This window comes from Pseudomonas sp. 43NM1, assembly GCF_002836905.1.
GTDB classification, from domain to species: domain Bacteria; phylum Pseudomonadota; class Gammaproteobacteria; order Pseudomonadales; family Pseudomonadaceae; genus Aquipseudomonas; species Aquipseudomonas prosekii.
Genome location: NZ_MKGS01000144.1, coordinates 1 through 16,277, shown reverse-complemented (window position 1 = coordinate 16,277; position 16,277 = coordinate 1). Strand labels below are relative to the sequence as shown.

Annotated in this window: 16 protein-coding genes; all 16 read right to left on the bottom strand. The window is 59.6% G+C overall.

Annotated elements, in window-relative coordinates:
* Positions 1-63 precede the first annotated feature (63 nt).
* Positions 64-513: a flagellar export protein FliJ gene (gene fliJ, locus BI292_RS15560; protein ID WP_092271453.1), complete on the bottom strand. Its 450-nt coding sequence runs from the start codon at positions 511-513 to the stop codon at positions 64-66.
* Between the two features lie 6 nt (positions 514-519).
* A complete protein-coding gene (gene fliI / locus BI292_RS15555; protein ID WP_101208380.1) occupies positions 520-1,878 on the bottom strand; it encodes a flagellar protein export ATPase FliI in 1,359 nt (452 codons plus the stop codon).
* On the bottom strand, positions 1,868-2,722 hold the full coding sequence (gene fliH, locus BI292_RS15550) for a flagellar assembly protein FliH (RefSeq protein WP_101208379.1): 855 nt from the start codon (positions 2,720-2,722) through the stop codon (positions 1,868-1,870). The genes fliI and fliH overlap by 11 nt, the downstream gene beginning before the upstream one ends.
* Positions 2,723-2,729: 7 nt before the next feature.
* Positions 2,730-3,749 carry a flagellar motor switch protein FliG gene (gene fliG / locus BI292_RS15545; protein WP_092271459.1) on the bottom strand — a complete coding sequence of 340 codons (1,020 nt, stop codon included), beginning with the start codon at positions 3,747-3,749 and terminating at the stop codon, positions 2,730-2,732.
* Positions 3,742-5,529, bottom strand: coding sequence for a flagellar basal-body MS-ring/collar protein FliF (fliF, locus tag BI292_RS15540; protein ID WP_092271461.1), 1,788 nt, complete (start codon positions 5,527-5,529; stop codon positions 3,742-3,744). Before fliF ends, fliG begins: the two co-directional genes overlap by 8 nt.
* A gap of 15 nt (positions 5,530-5,544) precedes the next feature.
* On the bottom strand, positions 5,545-5,874 hold the full coding sequence (gene fliE / locus BI292_RS15535) for a flagellar hook-basal body complex protein FliE (protein ID WP_092271463.1): 330 nt from the start codon (positions 5,872-5,874) through the stop codon (positions 5,545-5,547).
* 233 nt (positions 5,875-6,107) lie between these two features.
* Positions 6,108-7,511 carry a sigma-54 dependent transcriptional regulator gene (locus tag BI292_RS15525; RefSeq protein ID WP_101208378.1) on the bottom strand — a complete coding sequence of 468 codons (1,404 nt, stop codon included), beginning with the start codon at positions 7,509-7,511 and terminating at the stop codon, positions 6,108-6,110.
* 5 nt (positions 7,512-7,516) lie between these two features.
* On the bottom strand, positions 7,517-8,710 hold the full coding sequence (locus tag BI292_RS15520; protein WP_178076585.1) for a PAS domain-containing sensor histidine kinase: 1,194 nt from the start codon (positions 8,708-8,710) through the stop codon (positions 7,517-7,519).
* Positions 8,711-8,838: 128 nt separating this feature from the next.
* Positions 8,839-10,314: a sigma-54 dependent transcriptional regulator gene (locus BI292_RS15515; RefSeq protein WP_092271469.1), complete on the bottom strand. Its 1,476-nt coding sequence runs from the start codon at positions 10,312-10,314 to the stop codon at positions 8,839-8,841.
* Positions 10,315-10,486: 172 nt separating this feature from the next.
* Complete coding sequence (locus BI292_RS15510) at positions 10,487-10,783, bottom strand: flagellar protein FliT (RefSeq protein WP_092271471.1); 297 nt, start codon at positions 10,781-10,783, stop codon at positions 10,487-10,489.
* Positions 10,784-10,793: 10 nt separating this feature from the next.
* Positions 10,794-11,189 (bottom strand): flagellar export chaperone FliS, encoded by a 396-nt coding sequence (fliS, locus tag BI292_RS15505; RefSeq protein ID WP_092271473.1) that lies wholly within the window; start codon positions 11,187-11,189, stop codon positions 10,794-10,796.
* Positions 11,190-11,319: 130 nt separating this feature from the next.
* Positions 11,320-12,756 carry a flagellar filament capping protein FliD gene (fliD, locus tag BI292_RS15500; RefSeq protein ID WP_101208376.1) on the bottom strand — a complete coding sequence of 479 codons (1,437 nt, stop codon included), beginning with the start codon at positions 12,754-12,756 and terminating at the stop codon, positions 11,320-11,322.
* Between the two features lie 82 nt (positions 12,757-12,838).
* Positions 12,839-13,204 carry a flagellar protein FlaG gene (locus BI292_RS15495; RefSeq protein WP_092271477.1) on the bottom strand — a complete coding sequence of 122 codons (366 nt, stop codon included), beginning with the start codon at positions 13,202-13,204 and terminating at the stop codon, positions 12,839-12,841.
* A 72-nt stretch (positions 13,205-13,276) separates the two neighbouring features.
* The gene (locus BI292_RS15490) at positions 13,277-14,128 is read right to left on the bottom strand and encodes a flagellin domain-containing protein (RefSeq protein WP_101208375.1); all 852 of its coding nucleotides are present in this window, start codon (positions 14,126-14,128) and stop codon (positions 13,277-13,279) included.
* A gap of 332 nt (positions 14,129-14,460) precedes the next feature.
* Positions 14,461-15,387 carry a ketoacyl-ACP synthase III gene (locus BI292_RS15485; protein WP_101208374.1) on the bottom strand — a complete coding sequence of 309 codons (927 nt, stop codon included), beginning with the start codon at positions 15,385-15,387 and terminating at the stop codon, positions 14,461-14,463.
* Positions 15,388-15,662: 275 nt separating this feature from the next.
* The coding region (locus BI292_RS15480; RefSeq protein ID WP_157831264.1) for a GNAT family N-acetyltransferase at positions 15,663-16,277 on the bottom strand (615 nt) is incomplete at its 5' end.

Below are 16,277 nucleotides of genomic sequence, written 5' to 3'. Positions count from 1 at the left end.
CAGATCGCCTTCGCTGCAGGAGCGAGGCTCGCCCGTGAACAACGATAACGCGCTCGATCTGACTCAATACGGATCCTGTCGCGGCAACCGCTGCGACAGTTCATCGAGTAACTTCTGCTCGCGCCGATCTTCGAGCTTGCGCGCCTCGTCCATGTAGCGCTGGACCAGTTTGCGCAAACCCTCGACCCGGGCAAACGCCTGCTGCCAGGCGTCCCGTGCTTTATTCAGATTGTTCTGGTGCCAAGCGAGGCTTTGGCGCTGCTGGTCGATGGCCGTCCCGAGTTGCGCGAGAAAGCCCTGATAACCGAGCAGCCATTGACCGGACACGCCGCCGCTGCCGCGCACGATCCATTGCTCCTGGTAGTCGAGGCGAAAGGCTTCAAGGTCGGCGAGTTTGCTCTCGGCCAGGCGTACCTGCCCCTGAAAATGCCCGAGACGCTGGACCGCAGCCTTCTCGGCTTTTTCGGCCATTTCGACCACGGGCGCCAAACGCCCGGCTCGGCTCTGGGCCATGGCCGGTTAACCGCCGGCCGCTGGGGCGAAAATACTGCCGAGGTACGCTTCGCTCTCGCCGAGGCTGATGCTGTCGTTCAGCCCCTGGCGCAAGTAGCGGACCAGCTGCGGCTGCAACGAAATCGCCAAATCGGTTTCGCGATCACCGCCAGCGACGTAGGCGCCAACGCTGATCAAGTCGCGACTCTGCTGATAACGCGACCACAACTGCTTGAAATACTGCGCGCGCATCATGTGTTCCGGCGTCACCACCGACGGCATCACCCGGCTGATCGACGCTTCGATGTCGATGGCTGGGTAATGACCTTCTTCGGCCAGACGCCGGGACAAAACGATGTGGCCGTCGAGCACGCCTCGCGCGGCATCGGCAATCGGGTCCTGCTGGTCATCGCCCTCGGACAACACCGTATAAAACGCGGTAATCGAACCGCCGCCCTTCTCGGCGTTACCGGCGCGTTCCACCAGTTTCGGCAACTTGGCGAACACCGACGGCGGATAACCCTTGGTCGCCGGCGGCTCACCAATGGCCAAAGCGATTTCGCGCTGGGCCTGGGCGAAACGGGTCAGCGAATCCATCAGCAACAGGACGTTTTTGCCCTTGTCGCGAAAATACTCGGCAATGCGTGTGCAATACATCGCGGCGCGCATGCGCATCAGCGGCGCATCGTCCGCCGGCGAGGCGACCACGACGGAGCGTTTGAGGCCTTCTTCACCCAGAATGTGCTCGATGAATTCCTTGACCTCACGACCCCGCTCACCGATCAGCCCGACGACAATAATGTCGGCCTCGGTGAAGCGCGTCATCATCCCCAGCAGTACCGATTTACCCACGCCGGTACCGGCGAACAGGCCCAGACGCTGGCCGCGACCGACCGTCAGCAAACCGTTGATGCAGCGAATGCCGACGTCCAGCGGTTCGCTGATCGGGTGGCGTTTGAGCGGGTTGATCGTCGGGCCGTCCATCGGCACCCAATCCTCGGCTTTCATCCCACCCTTGCCGTCGAGCGCGCGGCCGGCGCCATCAAGCACCCGCCCGAGCATGCTCATGCCCATCGGCAAACGACCGGTATCGGCCAGCGGCACCACACGGGCGCCGGGCGCAATGCCGGCGACGCTGCCGACCGGCATCAGGAATACTTTGCTGCCGGAGAAGCCCATGACTTCGGCTTCAACCTGCACCGGGTGATAACTGGTGTCGTTGATGACCATGCAGCGACTGCCCATGGCGGCGCGCAAACCTTCGGCTTCGAGGGTCAGGCCAACCATGCGCAGCAAGCGCCCTTCGAGGATCGGCGCGCCTTCCAGCTCCGTGGCCTCGACGTAACCGCTGAGGCGCTTGGCGAAACTGGTGCGATCAAGGCGCATCGGTCGGGTCCGGTTCGGCAGGCAATTCGGCATCTGGCGCAAAACCAGGTTCGGCAACTGGCTCGGCAGCTGGATCGGTAGCCGGTTTGGCGTCGACCGGCAGTTCCAGGCTCAAATCCGGCGCGGCCGGGTGCAGCGCTTGTTCGTGCAACTGATCGAACAGCTTGTCCATCACTCGCGCAACGCGGGTTTCGATGGTCGCGTCGATGCGGCTGTGCTCGGTTTCAACCCGGCAACCGCCGGGCAGCAGCGCTTCGTCCTCGACGATGCGCCAGGTTTCGTCATGGCGCTCGCGCAGGGCTTTGACCTGTTCGAAATCCTGCGGATTGATGTACAGCCGCACATTGCCCACACCCAGCGGCAACAGCTTGAGCGCTTCGCGCATGACGCTTTCGATTTGCGTGGAATCGATGGCCAGTTCGCGCTGAATCACCTGTTTGGTGATGTGTTGCACGAGGTCGACCAAGGATTTTTCAATCTGCGAATCCTGCTCGGCGATGGGTTCGAACAAATGCCCCATCAATTGCTCCAGCGCGGAAAGCTTGGCCGACAAAGCGACGTCCGCTTCCTGGCGAACCTTGAGCGTGGTGCTGTGAAAACCTTCTTTCTCGCCCGTGGCAAAGCCTTCGTTGTAAGCCTCCTGGCGGATGCTTTCGAGCTCTTCGAGGGTCAGTGGCTGGACTTCTTCCAGCGGCACTTCTTCCATTTCCGGCGGTTCAGGCTCGGGGTCCGGCTCGGGCTCAGGCACATGCGGGTCGAAGCTTGGCAGCGACCAGATATCGACATTGCCGACCTGCTTGCCACGGATCAGGTCGGTATTGGACTCATCATGTTTGGACGACATAGTGACCTTAGATCATCTCTTCGCCACCCTTTCCACCGAGAACGATTTCTCCGGCTTCGGCCATACGGCGGGCAATGGTGAGGATTTCTTTCTGCGCGGTTTCGACGTCGCTGACGCGCACCGGGCCTTTGGCCTCGAGGTCGTCGCGCAACAGTTCGGCCGCTCGTTTGGACATGTTCTTGAAGATCTTTTCCTTGACGCCCTCGTCCGAACCCTTGAGGGCCAGCACCAGTACGTCGGAGGACACTTCGCGCAGCAACGCCTGAATTCCGCGGTCATCGACATCGGACAGGTTGTTGAACACGAACATGAGGTCTTCGATCTGACCGGACAGGTCTTCGTCGACTTCGCGAATCGAATCCATCAACTGACCTTCAATCGAACTGTCGAGGAAGTTCATGATGTCGGCCGCACGCTTGATGCCACCGAGGGTGGTGCGCGAGGCGTTCGAGTTGCCGGAGAACTGCTTCTCGAGAATCTGGTTGAGTTCTTTCAGCGCCGCTGGCTGCACGGTATTCAACGACGAGACGCGCAGGATGATGTCCAGACGCACCTTGTGGTCGAAGTTGCCGAGCACTTCGCCAGCCTGGTCCGGGTCGAGATACGCGACCACGATTGCCTGGATCTGCGGGTGTTCGAAACGGATCACGTCGGCGACGGCGCGCGGCTCCATCCACTTCAGGCTGTCGAGGCCACTGGTGTTGCCGCCCAGCAGAATGCGGTCGATCAGGCCGTTGGCCTTGTCTTCGCCCAAGGCCTGAGTGAGCATTTTGCGCACGTAGTCGTCAGAACCGACGCCGAGGCTGGTCTGATCGCCGACGATGTCGACGAACTCGCTCATCACCTGCTCGACCTGCTCACGGTGCACGTTACCCATTTGCGCCATGGCCACGCCCACACGCTGGACCTCTTTAGGCCCCATGTGGCGCAGCACTTGGGCGGCATCCGTCGAACCGAGCGACAGCAGCAGGATCGCGGCTTTATCGACACGGGACAGTTTGGCGACAGCGGCTCGGTTATCACTCATCTGCGTTAATCCACTCTTTCACGACCTGGGCCACACGACCCGGATCTTCTGCCACCAAACTTTTGATTGCGTTCAACTGGGCGTCATAGCCCTCGCTCGGGCTCGGCAGCAAGATGCTGGTCGGGCCGCCGAGGCTGACGCGGTCGTTGGCCAGTTCGCCGTCCAGGCCGCCCATGCCACCCAACTCGACGTCGCTGCCGATCCCGGCCAGTTGCTTGCCTTTGCCGCCACCGGTGATGTTGTTCAGCACCGGACGCAGCACACCGAAAACCAGCACAAGGATGAACAACACACCCAGCACTTGTTTGACGATGTCCCAGAACCAAGGCTGGGAGTAGAACGGAATATCGGCAATCACTTCGCCGCGTTCGGCGGAGAACGGCATGTTGATCACGCTGACGCTGTCACCACGGCTGGCGTCGAAACCGACGGCGTCCTGCACTAGGCGAGTGAAGCGCGCCAATTCGTCGGCGCTCCACGGCGCACGGCTGGTTTCACCGTTGGCCGCGTTGACCTTGACCTGATCATCGACCACCACCGACACCGACAGGCGATTCAAACGGCCCTGTTGCTGCTTGGTGTGGCTGATGGAGCGATCGAGCTCGAAGTTCTTGGTGGATTGTTGACGCTTGTCCGCCGGGTACGGTGCAAGCATAGGCTGGCCGGTGGCCGGGTCCATGATTTGCTGACCGTTGGCATCAAGCAATGGCTGACCTGGCTGCACCATGCCCGCCGCCGCAGTCGCGCCACCGGTGGTTTGCGGCGCCGAGGCTGGCGCTGGCGGCTGGTTGCTCAGGGCACCCGGCACACCTTGCGGGCCATTGCTGGAAGTCCGTTGTTCAGAGGTCGATTGCTCGCTGCGCAACGCCGGTTGATCCGGGTTGAACTGCTCGGAAGTCGACTCGACAGCGCTGAAATCGACGTCCGCCGACACTTCTGCCTTGTAGCGGTCGTTGCCCAGCACCGGTTGCAGGATGTTGTGCACACGCTGGGTGAGCATGCTTTCCATGCGACGGCTGTAATCGAATTGCTTGCCAGCCATGGTCAGTTCGGAGTTTTCCGCCTGATCGGACAGCAGGTTGCCCTTCTGATCGACCACGGTGATCTGCGACTTGCTCAGCTCAGGCACGCTGGTGGCGACCAGATTGATGATCGCCAAAACCTGACCCGGCTCCAGCGAACGGCCGGAATACAGCTCGACCAGAATCGACGCACTTGGCTTGCGCTCATCACGCACGAACACCGAGCTTTTCGGGATCGCCAAGTGCACGCGGGCACCCTTGACGTTGTTCAGGCTGGAAATGGTCCGCGCCAGTTCGCCTTCGAGGCCGCGACGATAACGGGTCGCTTCCATGAACTGGCTGGTGCCCAGCCCCTGTTCCTTGTCGAGGATTTCAAAACCGATGTTGCCGTCGCTGGGAGTGACACCAGCGGCCGCGAGCTTGAGCCGCGCGCGCGACACATCATCGGCCTTGACCAGCAAGGCACCGGAATTGGGTTCAACGGAATAAGGAATGTCGGCGGCGGCCAGGGTTTCCATGACCTGCTTGGCGTCCATCCCGGCGAGGCTGCCGTACAGCGGCCGGTAATCCGGCTGCTGCGACCACAACACCACGGCGAAGCCAATCGCCACGCTCGCAGCCAGGCCGACCAACAGGCCTACCTGACGCAGCATGGTCATCTCGGAGAGGTTTTCCAGGAAGGACAACCCGAACAGCGGCGGTTTGCCGTCTACCGGGGTGGCCTTGGCCGGAACATTATCGGCGATCGCATCAGCCATGACTCAATCTCGTCCTTAAACCGGCATCTGCATGATGTCTTGGTAAGCCTGAACCAACTTGTTACGCACTTGGGTCAACGCCTGAAAAGACACAGTAGCCTTCTGCGAGGAAATCATCACGTCCGTCAGATCAACGCCGCTTTTGCCGATCTCGAAGGCATTGGCCAACTGACTCGACGCCTGCTGGGTCTCGCTGACTTTATTGACGGCCATGCCAAGCATGTCTGCAAAGCTGCTGCCACCCAGTTCCGGAACGGCTGCAGTCGATTTGGGTGCCGACATTGCGTCCATTTGCATGGAACGCATGTCCAACATCAATCGATTAAATTCAATACCTTGGCTCATGGTCTCTCTCTCTGACGACCCGCAATTTTTTGACACTCACTCGGCGGGTACTGAGGTGTTAGCAACAAGGGTGCCAGCTCGGCGACATAGCCTTCAGAAAAGCCTGCAGATGCAAAAACTACTGTAGGAGTGAGCCTGCTCGCGATGGCGGTGTGTCAGTTACATAAATGTCGACTGATACACCGCTATCGCGAGCAAGCTCGCTCCTACAGGGGTTATGCGGCGCATTTGGCTCAGGTGGCGAACAGGTACGCTTCCACGTCCATGCCGGCGTCACGCATTTGCGCGAGTTTGTAGCGCAAGGTGCGCGGGCTGATGCCCAGGCGTTCGGCGGCTTCCTTGCGGCGGCCACGCTCGGCGCGGAGGGTGTCGATGATCATCTGGAATTCATGGCGGCGCAGGTCATCGCCCAAGGCATTCGCCGACTCCACATCCACGTCCGCCGCCCGCAGCGGCGTCAGCGTTGATGCCAATGTCGGCGCCAACGTCGGCAACGGCGCACAGGCCACCGGCCCCGACAGGCAGAAATCCTGCGGCTGGATCAAGCCGCCCTGTTGCAGAATCAACGCGCGCTGAATCGCATTATCCAGTTCGCGCACGTTGCCCGGCCATGGGTAACCGACCAGGCACGCCTGCGCGTCCGGCGACAGACGCGCCGCCGCATGCTTCATTTTATTGACGTGTTTGGCCAACAGCCGCTCGGCCAGCGGCAGGATGTCGGCGGTGCGCTCGCGCAACGGACGCCAGGCCAGCGGAAAAACCGACAACCGGTAATAAAGGTCTTCACGAAAACGCCCCGCCGCCACTTCACCGGCCAGATCACGGTTGGTGGTGGCGACCACACGAATATCCAAAGTGATCGGCTTGCGCGCACCGACCCGCTCGACTTCGCGCTCCTGCAACACCCGCAGCAACTTGGCTTGCAGGCCCATGGGCATTTCGGAAATCTCGTCGAGCAGAATGGTCCCGCCGTCAGCCTGTTCAAACTTGCCGGCCTGAGCGGCGATGGCGCCGGTGAACGAACCTTTCTCATGCCCGAACAACGTCGCTTCGAGCATGTTGTCGGGAATCGCCGCGCAGTTGATCGCGATAAACGGTTGATTGGCGCGGTTCGAGTGCTGGTGAATAAAGCGTGCCAGCACCTCTTTGCCGGTGCCGGATTCGCCGGAGATCAACACGGTCGAATCGCTGCGCGCCACGCGTTTGGCCAGTTCCAGCAACTGGGCGCTGGCCGGCTCGAAGGCGATCGGGCCTTCGCTGTCGCTCGGGCCGAGACTGCCCAACGCATGCCGCGCCACCAGATCGAGCAAGGCTTTGGGCTCGAACGGCTTGACCAGATAATCCGCCGCGCCCTGGCGCATCGCATCGACGGCACGCTCCACGGCACCATGCGCCGTCATCAGCAACACCGGCAATTGCGGTTGGCGTGCTCGCAGCAACGCCAACAGTTGATGGCCGTCCATGCCCGGCATATTGACGTCGCTGACCACCAGATTGAACGCCTCGACAGCGACCGCCGTCAGCGCCTCTTCGGCAGAACCGACAGCCTTGAAATCGTGGCCCGCGAGCAGCAGGGTGTCGGCCAGTGCTTCGCGCAGCGCGCGGTCATCCTCGACCAGTAAAACCTTGATTGGCATGCCCTTCACTCCGTCTCCGCTGCGCTGGAAAACAACGGCAAGGTCAGTAATGCAGACGTGCCGCGACCGAGCCGCGAGCGCAACTGCAATTCTCCCTGATGCGCGCGAGCCACTGCCTTGACCACGGTCAGGCCAAGCCCGGTTCCGGTGGTTTTGGTGGTGAAAAAAGGCTCGCCCAAACGCGCCAGCACCACCGGCTCAATGCCGCTGCCGCTGTCGCTGACACACAGGCGCAAATTGTTGTCGCGGCTATACAGGTGGACTTTCAAGCGCGCCGTGCCGCTGCTGGCCTGAATCGCGTTCTCGATCAGATTCAGAATTGCCCCGACCAAAGTGTCGCGATTGCACAGCAATTCGCCGGCATGGCTGTCGCACTGCCAGCGAATCGGCAAATCCTGCACATGCGTCAACGCCGCCGCTTGCAGCGCCTGCATGAGTTCTTTGGGGGTGACGCGGTTGGTCAGCGGCAGTTCGCCACGGGCAAACACCAGCATGTCACGCACCTGATGTTCGAGTTCGTGCAGACGTTCTTTCAAGCGCCCGGCAAAACGTTGCTGGGTGGCGACCGGCAATTCCTGCTCGGTCAAATGACTGGCATAGAGCAGTGCGGCGGACAGCGGCGTGCGAATTTGATGAGCGAGCGAAGCAACCATGCGCCCCAGCGACGACAAACGTTCGTGGCGCGCCAGTTGATCCTGCAAATGACGGGTTTCGGTGAGGTCGTTGAGCAACACCAACTGACCGGGCTCGGCATCCAGCGAGCGCGTGGCAATCGACAGGCGCCGACCGTCCTTCAAGGAGATTTCATGACCGTCGTCTTCACGGGGCGCGAAACAACGGGCGATGACCTGGCGCCACAACTCGCCTTCGAGCGGCAAGCCGAGCAATTCGCACGCGGCCGGGTTGGCTTCGCGCACCATGCCTTGGGCATCAATGACGATCACGCCGCCGGGTAACAGATCGAGGAGGTTTTGCAGACGGTTGGCCAGGCGTTCCTTTTCCGCCAACTCTTGCATGCGCTGGGCGCTGACCACCGCCAGCTCGCCTTTAAGCTCGGTGACCCGGGCTTCGAGCATGCTGTAGGAATCGGTCAGTTGGCTCGACATCTGGTTGAACAGCGCGAACGCCTGCTCAAGTCCGAGACGGCTCGCCTGCTCTACGGGCAGCGGCAGCCCCGAAGTATCAGGGACAGGAGACATCTGGGCGGCTTGGGGCATCGTGCTCTCTCGCTTGGCTGACCGTCAGTTAAACGGAACGTTGCGAGAGCTATAGCAATACCCGTGCCTAAAAAAAATCGCTTATAAATGAAGGACTTGAAAAACAGGCGTCAATCATCCGCCTGTTCATCTCCATCACGGCGACTCATGCCGTACTTGCGCATCTTTTCCACCAGCGTGGTGCGACGAATGCGCAGGCGTTCGGCGGCGCGCGCGACGATGCCATTGGCATCATCCAGCGCTTGCTGAATCAACCCTTGCTCCAGACCACCGAGGTAGTCCTTGAGGTCCAGGCCTTCCGGCGGCAGCAGGGCATTGGCGCTGAAGTCTGGAGTGTGACCGTTGATGGCCACGCGTTCTTCGAGGTCGCTGCGCAGGCTGTCGACCAGTTGCTCGTCTTCGTCGTCGACGTAGCGGAATTTCTTCGGCAATTCGACCACGCCGATCACCCCGTACGGATGCATGATCGCCATGCGTTCCACCAGGTTGGCCAGCTCGCGGACGTTGCCCGGCCAGCCGTGGCGGCACAGGGACATGATCGCGGCGGAGTTGAAGCGGATCGAGCCGCGTTTCTCGTGCTCCATGCGCGAGATCAACTCGTTCATCAGCAGCGGAATATCTTCGACACGTTCGCGCAGCGGCGCCATCTCGATCGGGAACACGTTCAGGCGATAGTAAAGGTCTTCGCGGAAGGTGCCGATCTCGATCATGCTTTCGAGATTTTTGTGCGTCGCGGCAATGATGCGCACGTCGACGCTTTGGGTCTTGTTGCTGCCCACGCGTTCAAAAGTGCGTTCCTGCAGCACGCGCAGCAACTTGACCTGCATCGGCAGCGGCATGTCGCCGATTTCGTCGAGGAACAGCGTGCCGCCGTTGGCCAGTTCAAAACGCCCGGCGCGGCTGGTGATCGCCCCGGTGAAAGCGCCTTTCTCGTGACCGAACAATTCGCTTTCCAGCAACTCGGCCGGGATCGCCCCGCAGTTGACTGGAACGAATGGCCCGTCGCGGCGCTTGGAGTGATAGTGCAAGTTGCGCGCGACCACTTCCTTGCCGGTGCCGGACTCGCCGAGGATCAGCACGCTGGCGTCAGTGTCAGCGACTTGCTGCATCATCTGGCGCACGTGCTGAATCGCCCGGCTGGTGCCGACGAGGCTGCGGAACAGATTGGGTTCGCGGTGACGACCGCGCTCGCGGGCCTGGTCGTACATCTCGCGATAGACCTGGGCACGGTGCAGGGAGTCGAGCAATTTGCTGTAGCTGGGCGGCATCTCGAGGGTCGAAAGCACTCGGCGACGCTGGTCTTCGGGCAGGTCAACGGAAGAATTATCGCCCATTAACAAAACCGGAAGGAACTCATCCCAGGTTGAGAGTGTCTTTAACAAGCCCAAAAGCGCGCCAGGAGCATTTACCGTCCCGATCAGTACGCAAATGACTTCACGACTTGATGACAAAGAGCCGACCGCCTGCTGCCAGTCATGGCTGCCGCAGGGCAAATTTTCTTCGCCAAGAAAATTAAGGATCACCGCCAAATCGCGGCGGCGGACGCTATCGTCATCAATTAGCAGAATTTTGGTTTCACGCCACATGCAATAGCAACTTCCCTAGTCAACTCAATGCCCGAAATGAGGGGGCAAGCTAGACGCTTGCAGACTCGTTAAGCCTGTAGACGCCTGAAATCTGGATACAGCCACTAGTTAAGTCAAAAAACTGTGCACAGTCAAATTTATGGCGCACTAGTTTGGATTAACTGGGGATTAATTAACCAAACAGATGGTAAACCTTTGCGGCGTTCTGCGCTTGGTGGATCTGAGACATCTCGTCGACTATTGCCTGCCTCTCCCCCATCGCCACTTCCAGAAGCTGCTTGTAGACATACAGCAGCTCCTCGAGGTTGTCGCGCAACGCGGCCTCGTCCAGCGAAGCTTCACTCAAGACGTCTTCCATGCAGGAACGGCAATCCAGATCCAACTGACCGATCACCTCCCAGTTGCGGTCGGCCAATGCACTCACCAACGCTACGCGGGTATGTTCTATTCGCTGCAATACAAGACTCATGGTGATCTCCTTAAAACTGAGGACCTGGCGCCGCGATGGCATCCCAGCCTTCTTTGACCGTGCGCAGCAAACCCGCGACTTCGTCGAGGATCCGCGGGTCACTCTTGATGTTCGCCTCGGCGAGACGCTTCATCATGTAAATGTACAACTGGTCGAGCTCGCCGACGGCTTCGGCGGAGTTCTCCAGGTCCAGGCCTTCACGCAGGCCACCGACAATGCCGATCGCCTTGCTGATCGACACGCACTTGCCCGGGACGTCCTTGCGCTCGATGGAGCCTTTGGCCTGGGCGATACGATCCAGACCACCCTCCATCAACATTTGCACCAGACGGTGCGGACTGGCTTCGGACGTCTGCGCCTGCGCGCCAACCTTCTGATATTGCCGAAGGGCTAACATTGGGTTCATGTTTTACCTCATTGCCACGTTGACTCGTATGACCACTGTATCGTCGTTGAGCCAGAAAACTTTAGATTGAAAAGACAAAAACCCGGCGCACTTGAAAAAGCGTAGCCGGGTTTTTGTCGTCAGTTCATGACTACTTGCTGGACTGCTGCGCGTTCAGCGACGCGAAGAACGACGTGATGTTGCTGGCCGTCGCCTTCATTTGCCCAACGATCAGGTCCATCGCGTTGTACTTGGCCGTCAGGGTCGCAGTGAGATTGGTGACGTGCATATCCAAAGCTTTCTGCTGAGTCGTCAGGGTTTTGCCGACAGTCGTCAGGTTGGAACTGCGCTGATCGAGCAAACCGCCGGTCTTGACGTATGGATCGACAGCAGCGCTCATGCGCGCCAGCAGCCCATTGGTCGAATTGGTCCCGGTGAACAACTGCTGCACCTGACCGGTCATGCCGTTGGTGGCCATGTTCTTGGTGAAGGTCGCGGAGTCGAACGCCAGGTTACCGGTGTTCTGGTCGGTCATTACACCGATCTGCGACAGCACTGCCAAAGGACCACCGGCGCCGGGCGCAGTCAACTGACCGCGGATGTCGGCAATCAATGAACGCGGCAAGGAGTCACCGGTGAACGCCGCGGAAACGGTCGGATTACCGTCATCGTCGGCCGTCGCTTTGGACAAGGTATCGACGGTTTTCTTCAGGGTGTTGTAAGCATCCACAAACGCCTGAACGGAGGTCTGCAAACCGGTGGTGTTGTTGGCGACGGTGACCGCTGTGGCAGTCGCCGGCGTACCGGTGCTAACGGCAGCCAGGTTGAGCGTCAGGCCACTGATCGCACCGGTAACCGTATTGCTTTTGCTGGTGACGGTCAGGCCGTCGATGATCACCGTCGCATCCGAGGCAATCCCGTTCACCGCACCCGAGGCGCCCGGCGTCGGGCTCGCGCTCATCGGCTGGGTGCCGTCGATTTCAAGGCCGGCGATGCCGCTGACAGTAAGGTCGGAACCGGCGCCAGTCTTGTTCGAACTGATCACCAGACGCGAAGCGCCGGTGCTGTCCGTCACGATGTTGGCCGAGATACCGTTGGCGCCCTGCGCGGTGTTGATCGCGTCCCGGGTCGACTGCAGGGTCGCATTGGCGGGAATCGCGACATTGTAGTCAGTGCCATTTTGACTGATTTTCAGAGTACCACTCGGAATGGCACTGGCAGTACCGCCCGCAAAAGCAGCGCTCGCCACTTTCGAGCCGGTGGCCAGATTCTTCACGACAACGCTGTAAGTCCCGGCAACCGCTGTGTTGTCCGAGGTCGCAGCGAGAATCGAGGTATTGCCCGAGGAAGCGGTAAAACCCGCAAATGCAGGAGTCGTCGTACTGCCCAGGTTTTTCATCGCCGTCTGGAACGCGGTCAATGCGCTTTTCAGGGCACCGACACCGGAGATTTTCAGCGTGTTGGTTTTGGTCTGGGTGTCGATCTGGGTTTGCTTGGCCGATTTGTCGGCGCCTACCAGCGCACTGACGATCGCGCCGATATCCAGACCCGAGCCTAAACCCGAACCCGGTAGAATTGGACTTGCCATGTGCATCTCCCTCTCTGTGTGTCGCCGGTCTTTTGACCACTATCAGCGATCAATGATCGTACAAACACGTTTCATGCCAGCATCAGGCTTTGGCGTCGAACAACACGTTACTGGCGTTATGCAGACTTTCAGCGAGCTTCATTGCTTCGGCCGACGGAATCTGTCGAATGACTTCACCGGATTCGCTCGCGATCACTTTGACAATGACCTTGCCAGATGTTTCATCGATCGAAAACTCAAGATTGCGCTTGACCGACTGAACGAATTTTTCAATTTCCTGCACTGCAGTTTTCAATTTTTCCGAATTGTCCGGATTGCCCGATTCCGAGCTATTGGCAGCAACAGCCTGGGTACTTTCGGCGCGAGGCTTGTCGACCGGCTTCTCGGTAGTGCTGACCGTCGGTTTCGCGGCCGGGTAAGACAAATTCAGCTTCACGCTCATGTCCATGACCATCACCTCTTAAACGGAAAAAGCGAGAGAGCACGCAAGCGCACTCCCCCGCCAAAACTCAATCCGATCTTACTGAAGCAGTTTCAGTACGGCGGATGGCAGCTGGTTAGCCTGGGCCAGAACAGCGGTGGAAGCTTGTTGCAGAGTCTGCTGTTTGGTCAGGTTAGCTGTTTCTGCGGCGAAGTCGGTATCTTGTACGCGACCCTGTGCAGCAGTGGTGTTTTCATTGATGTTTTGCAGGTTGGAGATGGTGCTGGTCAGACGGTTTTGCGAAGCACCGAGGCTTGCGCGAGTGCTGTTGATGGACGCAATTGCGGCATCGATAGCGGTGATCGCGTTGTCAGCTGCCAGGGCTGCGGCGCTTGGGGTAGCACCGGTCAGAGCAACAGTACCGCTGCCTACCGACAGGCTGACGGCGTCGAACTTGCCGCTCAGTACCAGGTCGATGTGGTTAGCCGAACCAGTGTTCGCGCCAACTTGCAGAGTTACAGTACCAGCCGAACCGTCGAGCAGGTTTTTGCCGTTCAGGTTGGTGGAAGCCGAGATACGGGTCAATTCGTCAGACATCTGAGCGAATTCGGAGTTGGTCGCTTCCTGGTCTTTGTCGCCGTTGGTGCCGTTACGTGCTTTAACAGCCAGTTCACGCATACGTTGCAGAATGTCGGTCGAAGCCTGCAGCGCGCCTTCAGCGGTTTGCGCAACGGAGATACCGTCGTTGGCGTTCTGGATTGCCTGAGTACCACCACGGATCTGCGAGCTCATGCGAGTAGCGATCTGCAGGCCGGCGGCGTCGTCTTTGGCGCTGTTGATTTTCAGGCCGGAGGACAGGCGCTGCATCGAGGTCGAAAGTGCATCGGAAGCACGGTTCAGGTTTTTCTGAACGTTCAACGATGTAACGTTAGTGTTTACTGTTAAAGCCATGACGAATTCCTCGTTGGTTGGGTACTGCGGCTTCCGGCCCTGGCAAGCGCCGGGTGTGGCCTAGAGAACCTTCGTAATAGTTATCGTCGGTTTGGCAGGTTGCTTGAGGGCTTTTTTAAAAATATTTGCCATCACCCGGCCACCCCCCGGAAAACAAAGGCTTAGCGCGATTCCACCCACATAAAAATGACGTCATAAAACTGTCCGTGGCGCCAAGCGGCGTTGCAGCGCTGCCCAAAGCCACTTTCCGCGCAGGCAAAAAAAAGCGTTCAAGGGATGCCTTGAACGCTTTTTTTGTAGCCGGTTGATGGTTTTTTCGTACCGACTACGGCTTAAGGACGATAAATAATCGCCGAGCCCCACGACAGGCCCACACCAAAACCGCTCAATGCCACGCGTTTCCAGTTCGAGTCCAGCACGTGCTTTTCCAACAATAGCGGAATACTCGAAGACACGGTGTTGCCGGTCTCGACCATGTCCTTGATGAATTTCTCCGGTTCGCCTTCGAAACGTCGGGCGACGGCGTCGACAATGGCCGCGCTGCCCTGGTGAATGCAGAAGGCGTCGATATCGTCAGCCTGCAAATTCGACTCATCGAGCAACTCGTGCAAATGCGCCGGGACTTTGAGCAAGGCAAAGTTGAAGACCTGACGACCGTTCATATAGAACACGCCATCGGTGACCTTCAAGTGCGGCGCGCCGGAACCGTCGGTGCCGAACTTGGCTTTGCCCAACTGCCACGGCGCGTCTTCGCCCATCCACGTCGCGGTAGCAGCGTCGCCAAACAGCATGGTGGTGTTGCGGTCTTCCGGGTCGACGATCTTCGAGTACGGATCAGCGGTGACCAGCAAGCCGTTTTTCAGGCCGGTGGCTTCCATGAAACCCTTGATCGCGTAGATGCCGTAGACGTAACCCGAGCAGCCCAGCGAGATATCGAAGGCGGCAACGTTGGTCGACAAGCCGAGCTTGTCCTGAACAATCGCGGCGGTGTGCGGCAGGCCTTCTTCGTCGCCGTTCTGGGTGACGACGATCAGCACGTCGATGGATTCGCGTTTCAGCTCAGGGTTGCTGGCGAACAACGCGTTGACGGCTTCGACACACAGGTCCGAGGTTTCCTGCGCGGCGTCTTTGCGCGGCAGGAACGCTGAACCGATCTTGCCAAGGATGAACTCTTCATCCTTCTCGAATTTTGCACCTTGTGCGTAATTGTCCACGCCGGCTACAGGAACGTAGCTCGCAATGCTCTTTATGCCAATCATTACGGCTTCCCAATAATAAACAGCCCAATACCACCGCTCGCAAGGATTCGAGGGGCGCCGACATACAGTGATTTTCAGTCGCCGCAACGGGCGACAGCGGGGAGCGTTGAGGGCTATCACTGGACCCGATAACGGGCCAGGCGCCATCTCCCCGGTCAATACAATACAGTGAAGATGCGCGTTATGACTCACAGGTCACGCTATTTTGCCGAATCAACCCGACAACGCTTATTCGACCAATGAGCCGTGCCATGCCGTGGCGAGCTGTTCGGGTACTAGATGAAGGGCTCGGGCAGATCCAGGTCTGCGGGCATGAGACGGGTGAACACGCAGGCACTCTGCGTGAAGCCTGCCTCAGCAAACAGCCTCAGCGACGGCTGATTGCCAGGTAATACCTGCGCGCTGAGGCTTTGCAGTTGCGGCCAACGGGCGCGGACAAACGCCTCGCCGCGCGCCAGCAGCGCCCTGCCCCACCCGAGGCCAAAACGCCCTTCGAACAGATAAATCGAGACTTCGGCGCTGACGCCGCGCAACTCATAACGCAGCACACCGACCGGGCCATCAGCGGCCTCGGCGATCAGCAACAAGCGCTGCGGATTGTCCAGGCTCGCCGCGAGCCACGCCTGATGCGCCGGCCAATCGATCTCGCGGCTGTCCAGCGACCAGCGCCGCACCGCCTCGGCGTTGCGTCCCGCGAACAACAGACGCGCATCGTCCAGCGTCGCCTCGCGCAACGGCAACATTGCGCCGACCAGCGCTGCCGCCACGCGCTGTGCGCCACGGCCATCGACCAACTGTCGCGAGCGCTCGGCCATGCTTTGGCGCAAGCCCTGATTGCCGGCGACAAAACCCACCACCAGGCGCAACTGCTCGACGCTGACCTGCTCACG